This is a genomic window from Caulobacter sp. 1776, from assembly GCF_040545685.1.
Lineage (GTDB): Bacteria > Pseudomonadota > Alphaproteobacteria > Caulobacterales > Caulobacteraceae > Caulobacter.
In genome coordinates, this window is record NZ_JBEPMI010000007.1 from 330,607 (window position 1) to 348,652 (window position 18,046).

Here is an 18,046-nt window from a genome sequence, read left to right on the forward strand (position 1 = left end):
CGTTCGGTCGTGGCGGTGTTGTATCCGCGCCTCAACCTGTGACCTTTCCACGCTATCGCAGCCTTAACGGGTGACTTTCGCGGTCAGGAAACGTTAAGGATCGAGGCGCAATGTTACTTTTCGCGACTCGCGCTCACTTCGGGCGCGAAGAGTCTTGCGTGTTTCCGCTTTCTCGTAGCATATCGCCCAGACCTGAAACGGGGGGTTTCTTGGGCGATGGCGATCAAGCGCTTTAAGCGACTGCGGCACTCTCTCGAAGCCCTGTTTCCCGAACGGCACATCTATATCCGCTCCGGCGGCGAGATGCGCGGCTATGTCTTCTCCACCAACAAGCAACTGCTGGGCGCGACCGCCGTCGCCGCGACCGCGCTATGGATGGGCGTCTGCACCGCCTCGATGATGGTCAGCGCTCTGTCCGTCAGCTCGACCGACCAGCAGCTGGTCAAGCAGAAAGCCTATTACGAGCGCCTCAACGCCGATCGCCAGGGCCGCCTGAACAGCGCCGTGGCTCAGCTGTCGGCCACCAACGGCTCGCTGGAAGACCTGGCCGCCTCGGTCGAGAAGCGCCACGCCGCCCTTGCCCTGCTGGTTTCCGACTTCAAGGGCGTGCCCGGCGCCGCCGACGCGCTGAAGGTCGCCAAGCCCCGCCTGCTGGCCGCTAGCCCGGTGCAACGCATCCAGGCCACCCGCATGGATCAGGAACGCCTGATCGACGCCGCCGAGGGCTTTGCCAAGAGCCGCGCCGACCGCCTGCGCCTGGCCATGCGCATGGCCGGCCTGGACGCGGGCAACTTCACCGGCCGCGGCGCCTCGCTGGGCGGTCCGCTGATCGAGGCCAAGGATCCGCGCGCCCTCGCCGCCGTCCTCGACGTCGACGAGGAGTTCGCCAGCCGCATCCAGCACGCGGCCAATGATATGTCGGACATGCGTTCGCTGGGCGCGGCGGCCAAGCAGCTGCCTTTCTATCGTCCGACCAGCAATCCGGCCCTGTCATCCAGCTACGGCGTCCGCTTCGATCCGTTCACGCACCGGCCAGCCTTCCATTCGGGCCTGGACTTCCCAGGCGCCTTCTACACCCCGATCATGGCCACCGCGCCGGGTGTCGTGTCGTTCACGGGCGTGCGCTCGGGCTATGGCAACACCGTCGAGATCGACCATGGCGGCGGCTTCAAGACCCGCTATGCTCACCTGGCGACCATCGGCGCCCGCGTCGGCCAGCGGGTGGCCATGGGGGCGCGCATCGGCGCCATGGGCTCGACCGGCCGCTCGACCGGGCCGCACCTGCATTACGAAGTCTGGGTCAACGGCAAGGCCCAGAATCCCAATCGTTACTTGAAGGCTGGTGAGTATGTTCAGCAAGCAAGCTAAGTCGGCGCCCAAGTCTCAGGGCCGCATCGAACCGCTGCCGACGCCGATGGCGATCGCCCCGACCGAAGCCGCGCGCCGCGCGCCGCCCAAGGTGGCCAGCCTGCTGTCGGCCGACCTGACCATCGAGGGCAGCCTGACCGGCGAGGGCGAGCTGCAGATCGACGGCGTGGTCAAGGGCGACGTCCGCGTCGGCCGCCTGACCGTCGGCGAGACCGGCCATATCGAGGGCTCGATCTATGCCGAGGCGGTCGAGGTGCGCGGCCGCGTCGTCGGCGCGATCACCTCCAAGCAGGTCCGTCTCTACGGCACCTCGTATGTCGACGGCGACATCACCCACGAGCAGCTGGCGATGGAAACCGGCGCCTTCTTCCAGGGCCGTAGCCTGAAGTTCCAACGCCCAGCCCCGGCCGCCCAGCCGGCCCCGCACCCCGAGCAGCTGGCCTTGGCCAAGCCGGCCGCGGGCTGAGGTCTTCCGCGCTTAAGAAACACGAACGCCCCGGAGTGATCCGGGGCGTTTTTTGTTTAGCGGCTCGACAGCACGAACGTGTTGCCGTCCGGGTCCTTGAACTTGGCGAAGGTCCCCCAGGGCTGCTTCTCGGGCGGCCCCTCGAATTCCACGCCCTTCTCGGTCAGCTTGCGATAAGCGTGCTCGACGTCGTCACAGGCCAGCGAGCCGTTGAAGAAGCTGCCGATGCGGTTCTCGTGCCCCTCGGGGGTGAACAGCACCAGGCCGGTCTCGGCGCCGGGGATCGACAGCTCGATCCAGCGCTGATTGCCCATCGGCTGGTCGGTGGCCACGCGCAGGCCGACCTTCTCGGTCCAGAAGGCCAGGGCCCGATCCTGGTCGCTAACCGGGATGCTGACGAATTTCACCTTGCTGATCACGCTCATGGCGGTCCCCTTCCCTGCGAGTGATGCGACGGAGTAGCCGCCCAATCTTGCCTCGGTGAAGACGTGCAGGCATTGCTATAGCAATGGATACGCAGAGCTATGCGATCGACCGCTACGTCCTCGACACCCTGATGGCCGACCTCGCAGGACACGACCATCGGCCGTCCTCGTTCCTCGTCTATCTGGCCATCGTGGCCGCCCACGCCGACGGCCGCGCCAGCTTCAGCCACGCGGAGCTGGCCGAGCGCACGGGCCAGTCGCGGCGCACCGTCCAGAACGCTGTCGAGAACCTGAAGCGAAGAGGCTTGATCACGGTCAGTCGCCAGGGTCCGACCGAGCCGGCGACCTATGTCCCGCTGACGCCTTGGAAGCGCCAACGGGACTAGAGGCTTGTCAGGCGTCGCGCGTTGCGCCGACGCGTTGGGCCAGCGAGGCCCCCATGAAAGCGTCGAGATCGCCGTCCAGCACCCCTTGGGTGTCGGAGGTCTCGACGTTGGTCCGCAGGTCCTTGACCATCTGGTAGGGCTGCAGGACGTAGCTGCGGATCTGGTGTCCCCAGCCGATGTCGGTCTTCTGGTCCTCGAGCGCCTGCTGGGCGGCTTCCCGCCGCTGCAGCTCGGCCTCGTAGAGGCGCGCGCGCAGCATCTTCCAGGCTTCCTCGCGGTTCTGGTGCTGCGATCGGCCGGCCTGGCAAGCCACCGCGATGCCGGTCGGGATGTGCGTCAGGCGCACGGCCGAGTCGGTCTTGTTGATGTGCTGACCGCCGGCCCCCGAAGCACGGTAGGTGTCGGTCCGTACGTCGGCCGGGTTGATCTCGATCTCGATCGTGTCGTCGACCACGGGATAGACCCAGGCCGAGGCGAATGAGGTGTGACGGCGGGCGCTGCTGTCGTACGGGCTGATCCGCACCAGGCGGTGCACCCCGGCCTCGGTCTTCAACCAGCCGTAGGCGTTCTGGCCCTTGACCAGCAGGGTCGCGGACTTGATGCCGGCCTGGTCGCCGTCGGTCTCTTCGATCAGCTCGGTCGTCATGCCGTGGGCGTGGGCCCAGCGAGTGTACATCCGCAGCAGGATGCCGGCCCAGTCGCACGACTCGGTGCCGCCGGCCCCCGAGTTGATCTCGATATAGGCGTCATTGCCGTCGGCCTCGCCGGACAGCAGGGCCTCGAGCTCGGCGCGACCGGCGCGCTCCTTGATGGCCTTCAGCTGGGCGCGGGCGTCGTTCAGCGAGTCCTCGTCGGACTCCATGTCGGCCAGTTCGGCGTATTCCAGCGCGTCCTTGACGTCGCGCTCGATGCCCAGCACGGCCTCGACCTTGGCGGCCAGGGCGGCGCGCTCGCGCGAGACGGCCTGGGCTTCCGACGGACGGTCCCAGAGGGTCGGATCCTCGACCCGAGCGTTCAGCTCATCGAGCTTTCTAAGGGCGACATCCCAGTCAAAGACGCCTCCTGAGCAGTCCCACGGACTGCTCGATGTCAGCCGCGGCGGCCTCGACATCCGGTCGCATCACGTAACTCCGTGACAGTGTTGAAGGGCGCGGGAGATAGCGTGCGTCGCTCCACCGCGCAATGACATCTAGTAGAGCCCGCTGAGCGGATCGACCTTCTGGGGCGGCGGCTTACCGGGCTGGGCCTGTGGCTGCGGCACCGGAGGCAGGCCCTGCGGCAGCTCATTGTAGGGGATCGGGCCGGTCGGCGCGACCTGGACCTTGGGCTCGGTGCCCGGACGGAAGGCCTCGCGATTGCCGTGCACCATCGCGAACTTGGCGGTCTTCGGCGGCTTGAAGTCGACGACGGGCTGGCCGTCGAGGGCCACCTTCATGAAGTCGATGAACACCGGCACGGCGTCGGTGGCGCCGGTCTCGGCCTCGCCCAGCGAGCGGTTGTCGTCGAAGCCGACGAAGACCCCGACCACCAGGTTCGGCGAATAGCCGACGAACCAGGCGCTGCGGTATTCGTTGGTCGTGCCGGTCTTGCCCGCCAGCGGCCGGCCCAACGAGCTGACGGCGGCGGCGGTGCCGCGCTGGACCACGCCCTGCAGCATCGAGGTGATCTGATAGGCGGTGACCGGATCCATGATCTGGTCACCCGGCGCGGCGAAACGCGGGCTCTCGTCGCCGTTGAAGCCGGCGTCGCAGCGGACGCAGTCGCGTTTGTCGGCGCGGAAGATCACCTTGCCCTCGCGGTCCTGGACCAGCTCGATCAGATGCGGCTCGATCCGGCGGCCGCCATTGACGAAGGCGGCGTAGGCGGCGGTCAGCTTGAATGGCGTGGTCTCGCCCGCGCCCAGGGCCATGGCCAGCACCGGGTCCATGTCGCGAACGACCCCGGCGCGCTTGGCGAAATCGACGATCTTCTTCATGCCGACGCCCTGGGCCAGGCGCACGGTCATGGCGTTGATCGACTGTTCCAGGCCCTTGCGCAGCGGCTGAGCGCCGTAGAACTCCTTGTGGTAGTTCTCAGGACTCCAGTCCTCGCCGTTCGCGCCCTTGAAGGTGATGGCGCTGTCGACGACCACGCTGGCGGGCGTGTAGCCGTTCTCCAGCGCCGTGGCGTAGACGAACGGCTTGAACGACGAGCCCGGCTGGCGCATCGCCTGGGTGGCGCGGTTGAAATTCGACAGCGAATAGCTGTAGCCGCCGACCAGCGCGGTGATGCGGCCGGTATAGGGCTCCATGGCCACCAAGGCGCCGTTGACGATCGGCACCTGGCGCAGGCGGTAGCCGGCGTCCGTCTTCTCGACGAACACCAGGTCGCCGGCCTTCAGACCTTTGCCGGCCTTGGCCCAGGCGACGTCCTCGCCGACGATCTGACCCTCGCCTTCGTTCTTCACCAGGCGCACGCGGCCGTCGTTGGAAACCACCAGGGCCGGACGCCAGGCGTTGCGCTCCGACGGGATCGGCTTGGCCAGGGCGGTCTTCTCCCAGGCCAGGTCGGTCGATTCGACATGGCCCCAGGCCCCGCGCCAGCCGTGGCGCCGGTCGTACTTCTCCAGGCCGTCCATCAGAGCCTCACGGCCAGCGGTCTGCAGGCGCGGATCCAGAGTCGTGCGCATGTAGTAACCGCCTTCGTTCAGGCGGGGGCCGAGGGTTGCGACGCCGCGCTGGCGCACTTCCTCGACGAAATAGTCGGCGTCGCGATAGGCGGCGCGCTTTGGGGCGGCTTGCACGACCAGGTCCTCGGCCATCGCCTTGCGGGCGTCTTCCTTGGAAACCCAGCCCTGCTCGGCCATCTGGCCCAGCACCCAGTTGCGGCGGGCCATCGCCTTGGCCTTGTTGCGGATCGGGTGGTAGTTGTCCGGCCCCTTGGGCAGCGAGGCCAGATAGGCGCACTGGGCCAGGGTCAAGTCCGGCAACGACTTGCCGAAATAGTTGTAGGCCGCCGCGCCGACCCCGAACGAGCGGTAGCCCAGCCAGATTTCGTTCAGATACAGCTCGAGGATCTGCTGCTTGGTCAGCGACTGCTCCAGGCGGTGGGCCAGGATCGCTTCCTTGAACTTGCGACCGACCGTGGCGTCGCTGGTCAGCAGGACGTTCTTGGCGACCTGCTGGGTGATGGTCGAGCCGCCCTCGAGGCGCTTGCCGCGAATGGCGTTGCCGACATTCTTGATCATGGCGCGCGATAGGCCGCCGACGTCGACGCCGCCGTGCTGGAAGAAGTTGCGATCCTCAGCCGCCAGGAAGGCCTGGGCCAGCTGCGGCGGGATCTGGTCATAGGGGATGAAGATCCGGCGCTCTTTGCTGTACTCGCCGATCAGGGTGCCGTCCCAGGCGTAAACGCGCGTGGCGGTCGGCGGACGATAGTCCTGCAGCTCACCGGCGTCGGGCATGTCGTGGAACAGCCACGCGGCATAGATCGCGATCGCGAAACCCGCGACAGCAATGGCCGAAAGCACCGCCACGCCGGCGATGGCCATCCATCGTTCGGTGGGTTTCAGATCCACGCGACCTCCGTCGGGCAGGTCCCCTCGCCTGCCGCACACCCTTCACTAGATCGCTTGTCGCCGAACCGTAAACGGTTTTGCGGCCGCGTCATCTTGGGGAAACGCGAACGATCGTCCCTGTGATTAGAGCGCGACGAGGAAAAGGGGAAGCGCGGTCCCTAGAGCGTGGCAGCCGAAAGTGTGAGCGGTTTCGGCGCCTGCCACGCTCTACATGTTTGAAATAGAGCCTGTTTATCCGTTTCTGATGTCTCCATCAGAAACGGACAGGCTCTAGGACTTGCGCAGGCCCGCCGAGAAATAGGCCTCGATCGAGTCGCTGACGGCGTTGACCAGGCGGGCGCGGCTGGCCTTGGTGGTCAGGAAGGCCTCGTCGTCCACATTGGTGATGAAGCCCATCTCCAGCAGCACGGCCGGCACGTCGGGCGCCAGCAGGACGATGAAGCCGGCGTCGCGATGGCTGCGGCGCAGCAGGGTGGTCTCCTCGCCGACATTGGCCAGCAGCAGCTGGGCGAAGGCGGCTGAACGGTTCTTGGTGGCGCGCTGCGACAGGTCCAGCAGGATCTGGCTGACGGCCCGATCGCGCCCCGGCAGGTTGGCCTTCATCAGCCAGTCGTCCTTTTCCAGGACGCGGCCGACTCTGTCGGCGCCCTTTTCCGACAGGGTGTAGACCGACGCCCCGCGGGTGCCGGTGTCCGGACCCGAGTCGGCATGCAGGGAGATGAAGAGATCCGCGTCGGCGCGACGGGCGATCTGCACGCGCGATTCCAGCGGGATGAAAGTGTCGGTCTCGCGGGTCAGCACCACCTGGAAGCGGCCCGTGCGCTCCAGGCGCTCCTTCAGCGCCTTGGCGGCGGCCAAGGTGACGTCCTTCTCGTAGACATTGGCGCCCAGCGAGCCGGGATCCTTGCCGCCATGACCAGCGTCGATGACGATGACCTTCTTCAGGCGCAGCGGCGGGGCCTTGACCGGCAGGGTCGCCAGGGTCAGGCGCGGCGCGGCCGGAACCATGGGAACCGCGTCCACGGCCTTAAGGTCGATGACATAGCGATAGGCGGTGGCGCCGTCGCCCGGCGGCAGCAGAAAGCGGCGGCGAACCTCCGCCTTGCCGGCCAGATCCAGGCGCAGACGGGCGCCGCCCGCGGCCTCGTCGATCAGCCAGCGCTTGACCAGGCCCTGGCCCGCGCCCTGCAGATCGCCGGAAACGGTGACGTTCGGAAGCGCCATGACCAGGCGCTGGTCGTCCATGCCGTCGGCGATCAGCTTACCAGCGGCGGCCCGGTCCAGATCGATGACGACACGGGTTTCGGTGCGGTCGCCGCCGAAGCGGACCTTCTGCACGCCGGCGGGCGCGGCCGGCCCCTGGGCCGTGGCCACGGCGACGCCGGCCGTCGTGAGACCGCCGATGATCAGGACCGCCCTGACCCAGCCCATGCGGGCCAAACTGATAAGAAGCTTACGCATACCCGCCCGCGGTATCCGGAACTGGTGAACCGAACGTCAATATCGCTCGGGCTCGGTAGCGAAAGGGTTAAGTCGACATCGTCCGTCGAAAGCTTTTCTTTTGTGCGCCGATGTGGCTACAGTCCCGCCGCGCGCGAAGTCCGTGATCGTCACGACTCCGTGCGGGCCGCCCCCGCGTCGAAAGTGGTCCTGAACCTCTTCCGGAGCGGGAACGGCAGACTAGATAGTGTTCGAGACGCGGCCGACGGAGCAGGCAAGACGCCTACCGAGACGCTGGGTCGCGGGGCTCGCGTCGAGCTCAAACGCCCTTCCGGCGACGACGCGCCATCCAGTCCGCGCCTAGCGCGGTAGGGACAAACGAAACCTCAATGGGCTGCGCCGCACCCGTCCGCCTTTGGCATCCGACCTCTCGCAACCGCACTGGCGGAGCGACGGACGGTGACGCGCGCGCCCCTCATTCATATCGGCGACCGGGCCTCGCGCCCGCCGCGCGCCGTGGAGACTCCCTTAATGTCGAAGAAGATGCTGATCGACGCAGCACACGCCGAAGAGACGCGTGTGGTCGTCGTGGACGGAACTCGGGTTGAAGAATTCGATTTCGAAAGCCAGACCCGCAAACAACTCCGTGGGAACATCTATCTCGCCAAGGTGACGCGCGTCGAACCCAGCCTGCAGGCCGCGTTCGTCGAGTACGGCGGTAATCGCCACGGCTTCCTGGCGTTCAACGAAATTCACCCGGACTACTACCAGATCCCGGTCGCCGATCGTGAGGCGCTGATGCGCGACGACTCGGGCGACGACGACGACGACACCCCCGTCTCGCGTCGCGCCTCGGGCGGCGACGACGAGGACGACGTCAACGGCGGCGATCGCGCGGTCGACGACGACGATGACGACGTCGAAGAAGAGCTCGCGCGCCGCAAGCGCCGGCTGATGCGAAAGTACAAGATCCAGGAAGTGATCCGCCGCCGGCAGATCATGCTGGTCCAGGTCGTCAAGGAAGAGCGCGGCAACAAGGGCGCGGCGCTCACCACCTACCTGTCGCTAGCCGGTCGCTATGGCGTCCTGATGCCCAACACCGCCCGCGGCGGCGGCATCAGCCGCAAGATCACGGCGATCACCGACCGCAAGCGCCTGAAGGGCGTGGTCCAAAGCCTGGACGTGCCGCAAGGCATGGGCCTGATCGTCCGCACGGCCGGCGCCAAGCGCACCAAGGCCGAGATCAAGCGAGACTACGAATACCTGCTGCGTTTGTGGGAAAACATCCGCGAGAACACGCTGCACTCGATCGCGCCGGCGCTGATCTACGAGGAGGAAGACCTCGTCAAACGCGCCATCCGCGACATGTATGACAAGGACCTGGACGGCATCTGGGTCGAGGGCGACGCCGGCTACAAGGAAGCGCGCGACTTCATGCGCATGCTGATGCCGAGCCAGTCCAAGAAGGTCTTCAACTACCGCGATCCGACGCCGCTGTTCGTCAAGTACAAGATCGAAGACCACCTGGCCCAAATCTATTCGCCCGTCGTGCCGTTGCGTTCCGGCGGCTATCTGGTGATCAACCAGACCGAGGCCCTGGTCGCCATCGATGTCAACTCGGGCAAGGCCACGCGCGAGCGCAACATCGAGGCCACCGCCCTCAAGACCAACGTCGAGGCCGCCGAGGAAGCCGCCCGCCAGTTGCGCCTGCGCGACCTGGCCGGCCTGATCGTCATCGACTTCATCGACATGGATGAAGGCAAGAACAACCGCACGGTCGAGAAGGTCCTGAAGGACGCTCTGAAGGACGACCGCGCCCGCATCCAGATGGGCAAGATCTCGGGCTTCGGCCTGATGGAGATTAGCCGCCAGCGTCGCCGCACCGGCGTCCTGGAAGGCACCACCCACGTCTGCGAACACTGCGAAGGCACGGGCCGGGTCCGTTCGGTCGAGTCCAGCGCCCTGGCCGCCCTGCGCGCGGTCGAGGCCGAGGCCCTGAAGGGCAGCGGCGCGGTGATCCTGAAGGTCGCCCGCTCGGTCGGCCTCTACATCCTCAACGAAAAGCGCGCCTATCTGCAGCGCCTGCAGCAAACCCACGGCCTGCACATCACCGTGCTGGTCGACGACAGCCTGCACGCCGGCGATCAGGAGATCGAGCGCACCGAGCTGGGCGAACGTATCGCCGTGGCGCCGGCCCCATATGTCGAGGAAGACGACGACTTCGATCCGGCCGCCTTCGCCGACGAGGAAGAAGACGACGAGGATGTCGTTCTCGACGACGAGGACGATATCGAGCGCGAAGACACCGATGACGACGACGCCTCGAGCCGCAAGCAGGCGCGCGACGACGATCGCGGCGACCGCAAGGGCCGCCGTGGCCGTCGCGACCGGGGCCGCGGCCGAGGCGGTCGTCGCGACGAACCCGAGACGGAAACCGAAGCGGAAGGCGAGACCGACGAGGAGGAGGTCGACGGCGACGCCGAAGATCGCGCCGAATTCGGTGACGAGGACGAGGACGCCCGTCGTCGCCGTCGTCGCCGCGGCCGCCGCGGCGGCCGTCGTGGCGGCCGCGAGGACGGCGATCGTCCGGCCGACGCCTTCGTGTGGATCCGTCCGCGCGTCCCGTTCGGCGAGAACGTCTTCACCTGGCATGACCCGGCCGCCCTGGTCGGCGGCAACAGCGAGTCGCGCCGCCCGGCGCCGGAAGCCCGCGCGGAAGCCGCCGAAGTGGTTGAACGTCCGGAACGCGCCGAGCGTCCCGAACGCGAACGTGGCCGTCGCGGACGTGATCGCGGCCGCCGTGGCGAACGCGCCGAGACCGTTCAGGCCGAAGCCGCTCCCGTCGAGGCCGTCAGCGCCGAACCCGCCGAGCCGTTCGAAGCCCCGATCCTGGCCCCGCCGGTGATCGCCGGACCGCCGGCCGACGTCTGGGTCGAACTGCCGGAAGCCGAGGAAGCCCCGAAAAAGGCCAAACGCCCGCGCTCGCGCGGCAAGAAGGCCGTCGCGGAAGCCGAAGCCGTCGAGGCCGTGGCCGAGATCGTGACCGAGACGGTGGCCGTCGCGCCGCCCGAACCGGAAGAGGCGCCGGTCGTCGCGGCAGCTGCCGAGCCCGCTCCGAAGCCGACTCCTACGCCGGAACCCGAGCCCGTCCTCGAAGCGACGCCCGCCGCTCCGGCCCAGCCGGATCCGGCCGAAATCACCACCCCGCCCGAAAAGCCCCGCAAGGGCTGGTGGCGCCGGTAGGCTGATCTGATGACGGCCCGCGCGTCCTGACCAGCGCGCGGGCCGAAATCCTCGGGACGCGAGACGGAAACCCTTGTTCCCTCGCGTTCGACTTCCAAGTTAGACTGGTCAGGGTTCGCGGGGGCGCGATCTGGAGATCATGGGATGACCTCGCGTAACGGGCGTGCCGGGAAACGATTGGGCGTGGCGTTGTCCGCGCTGTCGATTCTGGCGTCCGGCGTTCCCAAGGTCGCGCTCGCCCAGGACGGCGGTCCGTCGCTGATCCGCGACACCGAGATCGAAGAGATTCTGCACCACGACGCCGATCCGATCTACGCGGCGGCGGGCCTGGATCCCAAGACGGTCCGAATCCTGATCGTCGGCGACAAGTCGCTGAACGCCTTCGCGACCCAGGGCCTGCAGATGGGCCTCAATACCGGCCTGATCCTGCAGACCGAGAATCCCAACCAGCTGCGCGGCGTCATCGCCCACGAAACCGGACACTTGGCCGGCGGCCACCCGATCCGTTCGGGCGAGATGATGAAGGCCGGCCTCAAGCCGATGATCCTGACCATGGGCCTGGGCGTCCTGGCCGCCCTGGCCGGCGCGCCCGACGCCGGCGCGGCTTTGCTGGGCAACGCGCAGTACGCCGGGGCGCTTGGAGCCCTCGGCTATAGCCGCGAACAAGAGTCACGCGCCGACCAGGCCGGCGCCGGCTTCCTGGAGGCCACCGGCCAGTCGGGTCGCGGCCTCGTCGAGTTCTTCGACAACTTCCGCTACCAGGAGGTCTTCGATCAGGCCCGCCGCTTCGAATATTTCCGTAGCCACCCCCTGTCGTCCGAACGGATCGAGGTGCTGCGCAGCCGTGTCGAGCGCCAGCCCCACTACAGCGCCGTCGATACGCCCGAAGACCTTGCCCAGCACGAGGTCATGAAGGCCAAGCTGGAAGGCTTCCTGAATCCGCAGGTCGCCTTGATGAAGTACAAGGAGACCGACACAGGCTTCCCAGCGCGCTACGCCCGCGCCATCGCCTACTACCAGATGAAAGAGCCTGACCGGGCCCTGCAGCTGCTGGACCCGCTGATCGCCGAGCATCCCGACAATCCCTATCTCTGGGAGCTCAAGGGCCAGATCCTGTTCGAATTCAACCGCATCCCTCAGGCGGAAGAGCCGCAACGCAAGTCGGTGGCGCTGAAGCCCGACGCGGCCCTGCTACGGGTCAATCTGGGCCAGACCCTGATCAGCCTCGACGATCCCAAAAAGGTCGAGGAAGGCGTTCAGGAGCTGAAGCGCAGCCTGCTGAACGATTCCGACAACTCCGTCACCTGGCGCCTGTTGGCCCAGGCCTACGACAAGCAGAAGAAGGACGGCGAGGCGCGCCTGGCGACCGCCGAGCAGTATTTCTCGCTAGGCGCGGTGCAAGAAGCCCGGGTCTTCGCCATGCGGGCCCGCGAACTGCTGACCAAGAACACCCCGGACTGGCGTCGCGCCACCGACATCGTCCTGGCCTCGCGCCCCTCCAACCAGGACCTCAAGGCCCTGGCCAAGGAAGGCGCCGTCCAATCCAACCTCGGGCGCTGAGCGCCCCTCCTCTCTCAGAGACATCGATGACCCTGCTTCGCCGCGCCGCGACCGTTGCCCTGCCGCTAGCTCTCGCCGGCCTGACCCTCGCCGGTTGTGACAAGGCCAAGCCCGACAAGGCGTTCGGCGAAAAGGTCCGCGCCTACCTGTTGGAGCATCCCGAGGTGCTGGTGGAAGCCAGTCAGAAGCTGCAGGAAAAACAGGCCGCCCAGCAGGCCGCCTCGGCTCAGAAGGCGATTGGCCAGTACCGCCAGGCCATCGAGCACGATCCGCGCGACATCGTCATCAACCCGGCCGGCGCGATCACGGTCACAGAATTCTTCGACTATCGCTGCGGCTATTGCCGCCGCGCCGCGCCCGAGATCGTCGAACTGGTCCAGAAGAACCCGGACATCCGCCTGGTGCTGAAGGACTTCGTGATCTTCGGCCACGACAGCGAGGCCGCCGCTCGGTTGGCGTTGGGGGCCAAGGACCAGGGCAAGAGCCTGGAGCTCTACAGGGCCCTGATGGCCGAAAACGCCCTCGACGCCGCCGCCGCCCTGCGCATCGCCCAGAGCCTGGGCATCGACATCGCCAAGGCCAAGTCGATCGGCGAGAGCCAAGCCGTCACCCAGCACCTGGCCGACACCGACGCCCTGGCCAAGACCCTGGCCCTGTCGGGCACCCCGGCCTTCATCGTCGGCGACACCCTGGTCCCGGGCGCCGACATCAACGCCCTGAAGCTAGCGATCGAGCAGACGCGGGCGGCCAGCGCGAAGGCGGGGTGACCGCCTAGATCAGCCCCGCCAGCGGCGAGCTCGGATCGGCATATAGCCGCTTCTGCATCCGCCCGGCCAGGTACGCCTCGCGGCCGGCGATGACGGCATGCTTCATCGCCTTGGCCATGCGGATCGGATCCTTGGCCTCGGCGATGGCGGTGTTCATCAGGATGGCGTCGCAGCCCAGCTCCATGCCGATTGCCGCGTCCGAGGCCGTGCCGACCCCGGCGTCGACCAGCACGGGCACCTTGGCGTTCTCGACGATGATCCGCAGGTTCACGCGGTTCTGGATGCCCAGGCCCGAGCCGATCGGCGCGCCCAGCGGCATGATCGCGACCGCGCCGGCGTCTTCCAGCTTGCGGGCGTAGACCGGGTCGTCCGAGCAATAGACCATGACCTGGAAGCCCTCCGCGACCAGCAGCTTCAGCGACCGCAACGTCTCTTCCATGTCCGGGAACAGGGTCTTGGGGTCGCTGAGCACCTCCAGCTTCACCAGATCCCAGCCGCCGGCCTCGCGAGCCAAGCGCAGGGTGCGCACGGCGTCCTCGCCCGTGAAGCAGCCCGCCGTATTCGGCAGATAGGTGAACTCAGTCGGTTTGACGTAGTCGACCAGCAGCGGTTGACTCGGATCGGTCAGGTTCACGCGGCGCACGGCCACGGTGACGATCTCGGCCCCGGCCGCGCGGGCGGCGGCGGCGTTGGTCGCATAGTCCTTGTACTTGCCCGTGCCGACGATCAGGCGCGAGCGAAAGGTGCGGCCGGCGACGGTCCAGGTTTCTTCGGAATCGGTCGCCGTGACGGAGTCGGGGGAAACGTGCGCGTTCATGCGGCTGGTTTACGCCCCTCCCCATTCCCTGTCATCCCGGGCGAAGACCCGGGACCGCGACAAACTCCGCGCTTCCGGCGGTCCCGGCTCGGCGTGCTTCGCACTTGGCCGGGATGACAGCGTCTAAAGTCAGCCGCCACCGATAAAAGTGACGATCTCGATACGGTCGCCGTCGGCCAGCGCGGTGTCGGCATAGGTCGAGCGCGGAGCGATCTCGAGGTTGCGCTCGACGGCCACCTTGCGGGCGTCCAAGCCCAAGGCGCTCACCAGATCGGCGATCGTGACGACGTCCGCCACGTCCCGTTCTTCACCGTTCAGCAGAAGCCTCATCTCACCTCCGAAGCGAGCCGTGCTTGTGACCCGGCGGAACCGGCTATACAAGACCTCCCGGAATCGACGGCGGAGCCGCATGGTAAAACCGATCCACGTGCTGAGCGGGCCCAATCTCAACCTGTTGGGGACCCGCGAGCCCGAGATTTACGGCAAGGACACGCTCGATGATGTCCGTACGCGCTGTGAGGCGCGGGCGGCTTCGCGCGGCGTTTCGGTGGTCTTCCGCCAGTCCAACCATGAGGGCGTGCTGATCGATTGGGTGCAGGAGGCGCGTGAGTCGGCCTCGGCGCTCATTATCAATCCGGCCGGGTACGGCCACACCTCGATCGCGCTTCTGGATGCGCTCAAGACCTTGAGCATCCCGGTGATCGAGTGTCACTTGTCCAACCCGGCGGCGAGGGAGGAATTCCGCCGCCACACCTTCGTTTCGCTAGCGGCCACCGGGATCGTCTCCGGCTTCGGCGCGGCGAGTTATGAACTAGCGATCGACGCCGCTCTCGGCCTGATCCGCGTTTAACAACGACATCGCCCGGCGTTTTCCGCCGCCGAGGCGTCTTGAAAGAACAAGGTAAGCTTCCATGTCGAACCCCAAGGCCCCCGCCGATCCGGTCGAAGCTCCGGCCATCGACGCCCGTCTGGTCCGCAAGATCGCGGACATCCTGAAGGACACGGGCCTCACGGAGATCGAGGTCGAGCACGCCGGCCTGACGATCCGAGTGGCGCGCGAACTGACCGCGGCCCCCGTCAACTACGTCCAGCAGGCCGCTCCGGCCTATGCCCCGGCCGCGGTCGCCTCTGCGCCGGCTCCGGCCGCCGCGCCCGCCGCCGAATCCGCTCCGGCCCCGGCCGCCGCGCGCGGCGACGCCGTGAAATCGCCGATGGTCGGCACGGTCTATCTGTCGCCCCAGCCGGGCGCCGACGCCTTCGTCAAGGTCGGCGACACCGTCTCGGCCGGCCAGACGCTGCTGATCGTCGAAGCCATGAAGACCATGAACCCGATCTCGGCTCCGAAGGCCGGCAAGGTCGTCGAGATCCTGGTTGAAGACGCGCAGCCCGTCGAGTTCGGCGAGCCGCTCGTCGTCATCGAGTAACGATCATGTTCGACAAGATCCTGATCGCGAACCGGGGCGAGATCGCGCTCCGGGTTCACCGCGCCTGCAAGGAAATGGGCATCGCCACCGTGGCGGTCCACTCCGAGGCCGACCGCAACTCGATGTGGGTGCGCCTGGCGGACGAAAGCGTCTGCATCGGCCCCGCCCCCGCCGCCAAGAGCTATCTGAACATCCCGTCGATCATCGCGGCGGCCGAGATCACCGGCGCGCAGGCCATCCACCCGGGTTACGGCTTCCTGTCGGAGAACGCCCGCTTCGCCGAGATCGTCGGCGCGCACGGCTTCACCTTCATCGGTCCGAAGCCCGAGCACATCCGAATGATGGGCGACAAGATCACCGCCAAACAAGCCGTGAAGGACGCCGGCATTCCAGTCGTCCCCGGCTCGGACGGCGGCGTCTCGACCGAGGAAGAGGCGTTCGCGGCCGCCGAGGAAATCGGCTTCCCTGTGCTGATCAAGGCGGCCTCCGGCGGCGGTGGTCGCGGTATGAAGGTCGCCCAGACCCGTGAGGATCTCGCCGAGGCCGTCTCGACCGCCCGTTCCGAAGCCCGCGCCGCGTTCGGCGACGACACGGTCTATATGGAGCGCTACCTCCAGAAGCCGCGCCACATCGAGCTGCAGGTTATCGCCGACAGTCACGGCAACGTGGTTCACCTGGGCGAGCGGGATTGCTCGCTGCAGCGCCGCCACCAGAAGGTTCTCGAAGAAGCCCCCTCGCCCGCCCTCGGCGCGGTCGATCGCGCCAAGATCGGCAAGATCGTCGTCGATGCGGTCAAGGCCATCGGCTACCTCGGCGTCGGCACGATCGAGTTCCTGTGGGAGAATGGCGAGTTCTTCTTCATCGAGATGAACACCCGCCTGCAAGTCGAGCACCCCGTTACCGAGGCCATCACGGGCATCGACCTGGTGCGCGAGCAGATCCGCATCGCCGCCGGCCTGCCGCTGTCGTTCACCCAAGAGGATGTCGTCTTCGAGGGTCACGCCATCGAGTGCCGGATCAACGCCGAGAACGCGCGGACCTTCACGCCCTCGCCCGGCACGATCACGGACTTTCACGCCCCCGGCGGCCTGGGCGTTCGCTTGGATTCGGCGATCTACACCGGCTACGCGATCCCACCCTACTACGACAGCCTGATCGGCAAGCTGATCGTGCACGGCCGCGACCGCGCCGAGTGCATCGCCCGCCTGAAGCGCTGCCTGGGCGAGATGGTCGTCGGCGGCGTCGAAACGACGATCCCACTGTTCCAGGACCTCCTGGTGCAGCCCGACATCCTGGCCGGCGATTACGACATCCACTGGCTGGAACGTTGGATCAAAGCTCAAGAGAGCTGATCCGAGGCTGGCGATGGACGACGCCTTCTCGGTCGACGATCTGATCGCCTGCTACAAGCGCGGCGTCTTCCCGATGGCGGACGCCCGCGAGGACCAGAGCGTCTTCCTGATCGATCCCGAGCGGCGTGGCGTCCTGCCGCTCGGGGACTTTCATATTCCCAAGCGCTTGGCGCGGACGGTGCGCAACGGCCCCTACGAAGTGCGCATCGACACCGCCTTCGACGCGGTGATCGAGGCCTGCGCGGCCTCACGCCCTGGCCGTCTCGAGACCTGGATCAACCATCCCATCCAGCGGCTCTACGGGCAGCTGTACGCCCGAGGCCTGGCCCACAGCGTTGAAACCTGGCTGGGCGACGCGCTGGTCGGCGGTCTCTACGGCGTGTCGCTGGGCGGCGCGTTCTTCGGCGAGAGCATGTTCTCGACCGCCCGCGACGCCAGCAAGGTGGCGCTAGTGCATCTAGTCGCGCGGCTGCTGGCCGGCGGCTATCAGTTGCTGGACACCCAGTTCCTCACCGAGCACCTGACGCAGTTCGGGGTGATCGAGATCGGCCGCGCGGACTATAGACGGCGACTGGCCAAGGCCCTGGCGGTCCAGGGCGACTTCTACGGCTTGGCGGGCGGCGCATCCGGGACCGACTGCTTGCAGGCGATCAGCCAGGCGTCATAGACCGGGTGTTGCAGCGGGTTCAGACCCGGCGAGCTGGCGTACATCCAACCCTTGTAGATCTGGCGTCCTGGCGGAGCCGCGCGGCCGGCCTGGGCCTTGGGCTGGGTATCCACGATGACATAGGCCGCGGTCTCCGGAGCGATCTCGTCGGCGGCCGCCGTCTCGCAAGCGCGGACGGTGAAGATCAAGGTCTTGTAGCGGATCGGCTGACCGACCGGGACCTCGAACCGCATCGTCTCGGTCGTGACCTTGTCCAGCGCCTGGAGGATGGCGATCGCGTAGCGCGGCCTCTTGGCGGGCTCGACCGGCTTGGTCGGCGCCACAGCGGCCGGCTTGGGCGCGGTCACGGCGGCGGGCGGCGGCGAGGCCGGCGGATTGGGATTGGTGATCGCGGGCGGGACCTGGGTCGGCTGGGCCGGACGCAGCTCTCCGGGTGTCGGCGCCGCGGGCGCTTGCGGCGCCGACGGCGGGACCTGCGCCTGCGGGGCGTTCTGGCGCGCGAGAGCGGCGCCCGTCGCGGCCAGGCCGGACAGGGCCGCGACGGCGGCGATCAGGGACGCCCGACGGGCCGTCAT

The 18,046-nt window shown here is 67.4% G+C and carries 18 protein-coding genes; 11 read left to right on the forward strand and 7 right to left on the reverse strand.

What is annotated here, in order from left to right:
• Positions 1 to 216 precede the first annotated feature (216 nt).
• Entirely contained in the window at positions 217 to 1,368 is a 1,152-nt protein-coding gene (locus ABIC66_RS20080; protein WP_354072503.1) for a peptidoglycan DD-metalloendopeptidase family protein, read from the forward strand.
• On the forward strand, positions 1,349 to 1,834 hold the full coding sequence (locus ABIC66_RS20085; RefSeq protein ID WP_354072505.1) for a bactofilin family protein: 486 nt from the start codon (positions 1,349 to 1,351) through the stop codon (positions 1,832 to 1,834). Before ABIC66_RS20080 ends, ABIC66_RS20085 begins: the two co-directional genes overlap by 20 nt.
• A gap of 56 nt (positions 1,835 to 1,890) precedes the next feature.
• Here the strand turns inward: ABIC66_RS20085 and ABIC66_RS20090 are convergent, their stop codons facing one another.
• A complete protein-coding gene (locus tag ABIC66_RS20090) occupies positions 1,891 to 2,259 on the reverse strand; it encodes a VOC family protein (RefSeq protein ID WP_354072507.1) in 369 nt (122 codons plus the stop codon).
• Positions 2,260 to 2,342: 83 nt separating this feature from the next.
• Between ABIC66_RS20090 and ABIC66_RS20095 the strand changes: the two genes are divergently transcribed.
• A complete protein-coding gene (locus ABIC66_RS20095) occupies positions 2,343 to 2,645 on the forward strand; it encodes a helix-turn-helix domain-containing protein (RefSeq protein ID WP_354072508.1) in 303 nt (100 codons plus the stop codon).
• Between the two features lie 7 nt (positions 2,646 to 2,652).
• Here ABIC66_RS20095 and prfB read toward each other — a convergent pair.
• From prfB to ABIC66_RS20110, 3 genes are all read right to left on the reverse strand, one after another.
• Positions 2,653 to 3,766, reverse strand: a protein-coding gene (prfB, locus tag ABIC66_RS20100) for a peptide chain release factor 2 (RefSeq protein ID WP_354072510.1) whose coding sequence is annotated in 2 segments (ribosomal slippage) — positions 2,653 to 3,696 and positions 3,698 to 3,766 — 1,113 coding nt in all. Because the reading frame shifts where the segments join, the coding sequence is not laid out codon by codon here.
• Between the two features lie 68 nt (positions 3,767 to 3,834).
• On the reverse strand, positions 3,835 to 6,201 hold the full coding sequence (locus ABIC66_RS20105; RefSeq protein ID WP_354072512.1) for a penicillin-binding protein 1A: 2,367 nt from the start codon (positions 6,199 to 6,201) through the stop codon (positions 3,835 to 3,837).
• Positions 6,202 to 6,471: 270 nt separating this feature from the next.
• A complete protein-coding gene (locus ABIC66_RS20110; protein ID WP_354072514.1) occupies positions 6,472 to 7,662 on the reverse strand; it encodes an N-acetylmuramoyl-L-alanine amidase family protein in 1,191 nt (396 codons plus the stop codon).
• A gap of 368 nt (positions 7,663 to 8,030) precedes the next feature.
• Here ABIC66_RS20110 and ABIC66_RS20115 point away from each other — a divergent pair, with 368 nt between their 5' ends.
• The 4 genes from ABIC66_RS20115 to ABIC66_RS20130 all read left to right on the forward strand — a co-directional run bounded on the left by ABIC66_RS20115 (position 8,031) and on the right by ABIC66_RS20130 (position 13,211).
• Entirely contained in the window at positions 8,031 to 8,249 is a 219-nt protein-coding gene (locus tag ABIC66_RS20115; RefSeq protein WP_354072516.1) for a hypothetical protein, read from the forward strand.
• On the forward strand, positions 8,173 to 10,884 hold the full coding sequence (locus tag ABIC66_RS20120) for an Rne/Rng family ribonuclease (protein WP_354072518.1): 2,712 nt from the start codon (positions 8,173 to 8,175) through the stop codon (positions 10,882 to 10,884). The genes ABIC66_RS20115 and ABIC66_RS20120 overlap by 77 nt, the downstream gene beginning before the upstream one ends.
• Positions 10,885 to 11,028: 144 nt before the next feature.
• Positions 11,029 to 12,444 carry a M48 family metalloprotease gene (locus ABIC66_RS20125; protein WP_354072519.1) on the forward strand — a complete coding sequence of 472 codons (1,416 nt, stop codon included), beginning with the start codon at positions 11,029 to 11,031 and terminating at the stop codon, positions 12,442 to 12,444.
• Between the two features lie 26 nt (positions 12,445 to 12,470).
• The gene (locus ABIC66_RS20130; RefSeq protein ID WP_354072521.1) at positions 12,471 to 13,211 is read left to right on the forward strand and encodes a DsbA family protein; all 741 of its coding nucleotides are present in this window, start codon (positions 12,471 to 12,473) and stop codon (positions 13,209 to 13,211) included.
• Between the two features lie 4 nt (positions 13,212 to 13,215).
• Here ABIC66_RS20130 and ABIC66_RS20135 read toward each other — a convergent pair whose 3' ends face one another.
• Positions 13,216 to 14,028: a thiazole synthase gene (locus ABIC66_RS20135; protein ID WP_354072523.1), complete on the reverse strand. Its 813-nt coding sequence runs from the start codon at positions 14,026 to 14,028 to the stop codon at positions 13,216 to 13,218.
• A 129-nt stretch (positions 14,029 to 14,157) separates the two neighbouring features.
• On the reverse strand, positions 14,158 to 14,358 hold the full coding sequence (gene thiS / locus ABIC66_RS20140; RefSeq protein ID WP_354072525.1) for a sulfur carrier protein ThiS: 201 nt from the start codon (positions 14,356 to 14,358) through the stop codon (positions 14,158 to 14,160).
• Positions 14,359 to 14,437: 79 nt separating this feature from the next.
• On the opposite strand from thiS, the gene aroQ reads away from it, so the two are divergent.
• The 4 genes from aroQ to aat all read left to right on the forward strand — a co-directional run bounded on the left by aroQ (position 14,438) and on the right by aat (position 17,471).
• The gene (gene aroQ, locus ABIC66_RS20145; RefSeq protein ID WP_354072526.1) at positions 14,438 to 14,878 is read left to right on the forward strand and encodes a type II 3-dehydroquinate dehydratase; all 441 of its coding nucleotides are present in this window, start codon (positions 14,438 to 14,440) and stop codon (positions 14,876 to 14,878) included.
• A 61-nt stretch (positions 14,879 to 14,939) separates the two neighbouring features.
• On the forward strand, positions 14,940 to 15,452 hold the full coding sequence (accB, locus tag ABIC66_RS20150) for an acetyl-CoA carboxylase biotin carboxyl carrier protein (RefSeq protein WP_354072528.1): 513 nt from the start codon (positions 14,940 to 14,942) through the stop codon (positions 15,450 to 15,452).
• A gap of 5 nt (positions 15,453 to 15,457) precedes the next feature.
• The gene (gene accC, locus ABIC66_RS20155) at positions 15,458 to 16,804 is read left to right on the forward strand and encodes an acetyl-CoA carboxylase biotin carboxylase subunit (RefSeq protein WP_354072530.1); all 1,347 of its coding nucleotides are present in this window, start codon (positions 15,458 to 15,460) and stop codon (positions 16,802 to 16,804) included.
• Positions 16,805 to 16,817: 13 nt separating this feature from the next.
• On the forward strand, positions 16,818 to 17,471 hold the full coding sequence (gene aat / locus ABIC66_RS20160; protein ID WP_354072532.1) for a leucyl/phenylalanyl-tRNA--protein transferase: 654 nt from the start codon (positions 16,818 to 16,820) through the stop codon (positions 17,469 to 17,471).
• Here aat and ABIC66_RS20165 read toward each other — a convergent pair.
• Positions 17,408 to 18,046, reverse strand: a complete 639-nt coding sequence (locus tag ABIC66_RS20165; protein ID WP_354072534.1) for a DUF2155 domain-containing protein — start codon at positions 18,044 to 18,046, stop codon at positions 17,408 to 17,410. The genes aat and ABIC66_RS20165 overlap by 64 nt on opposite strands.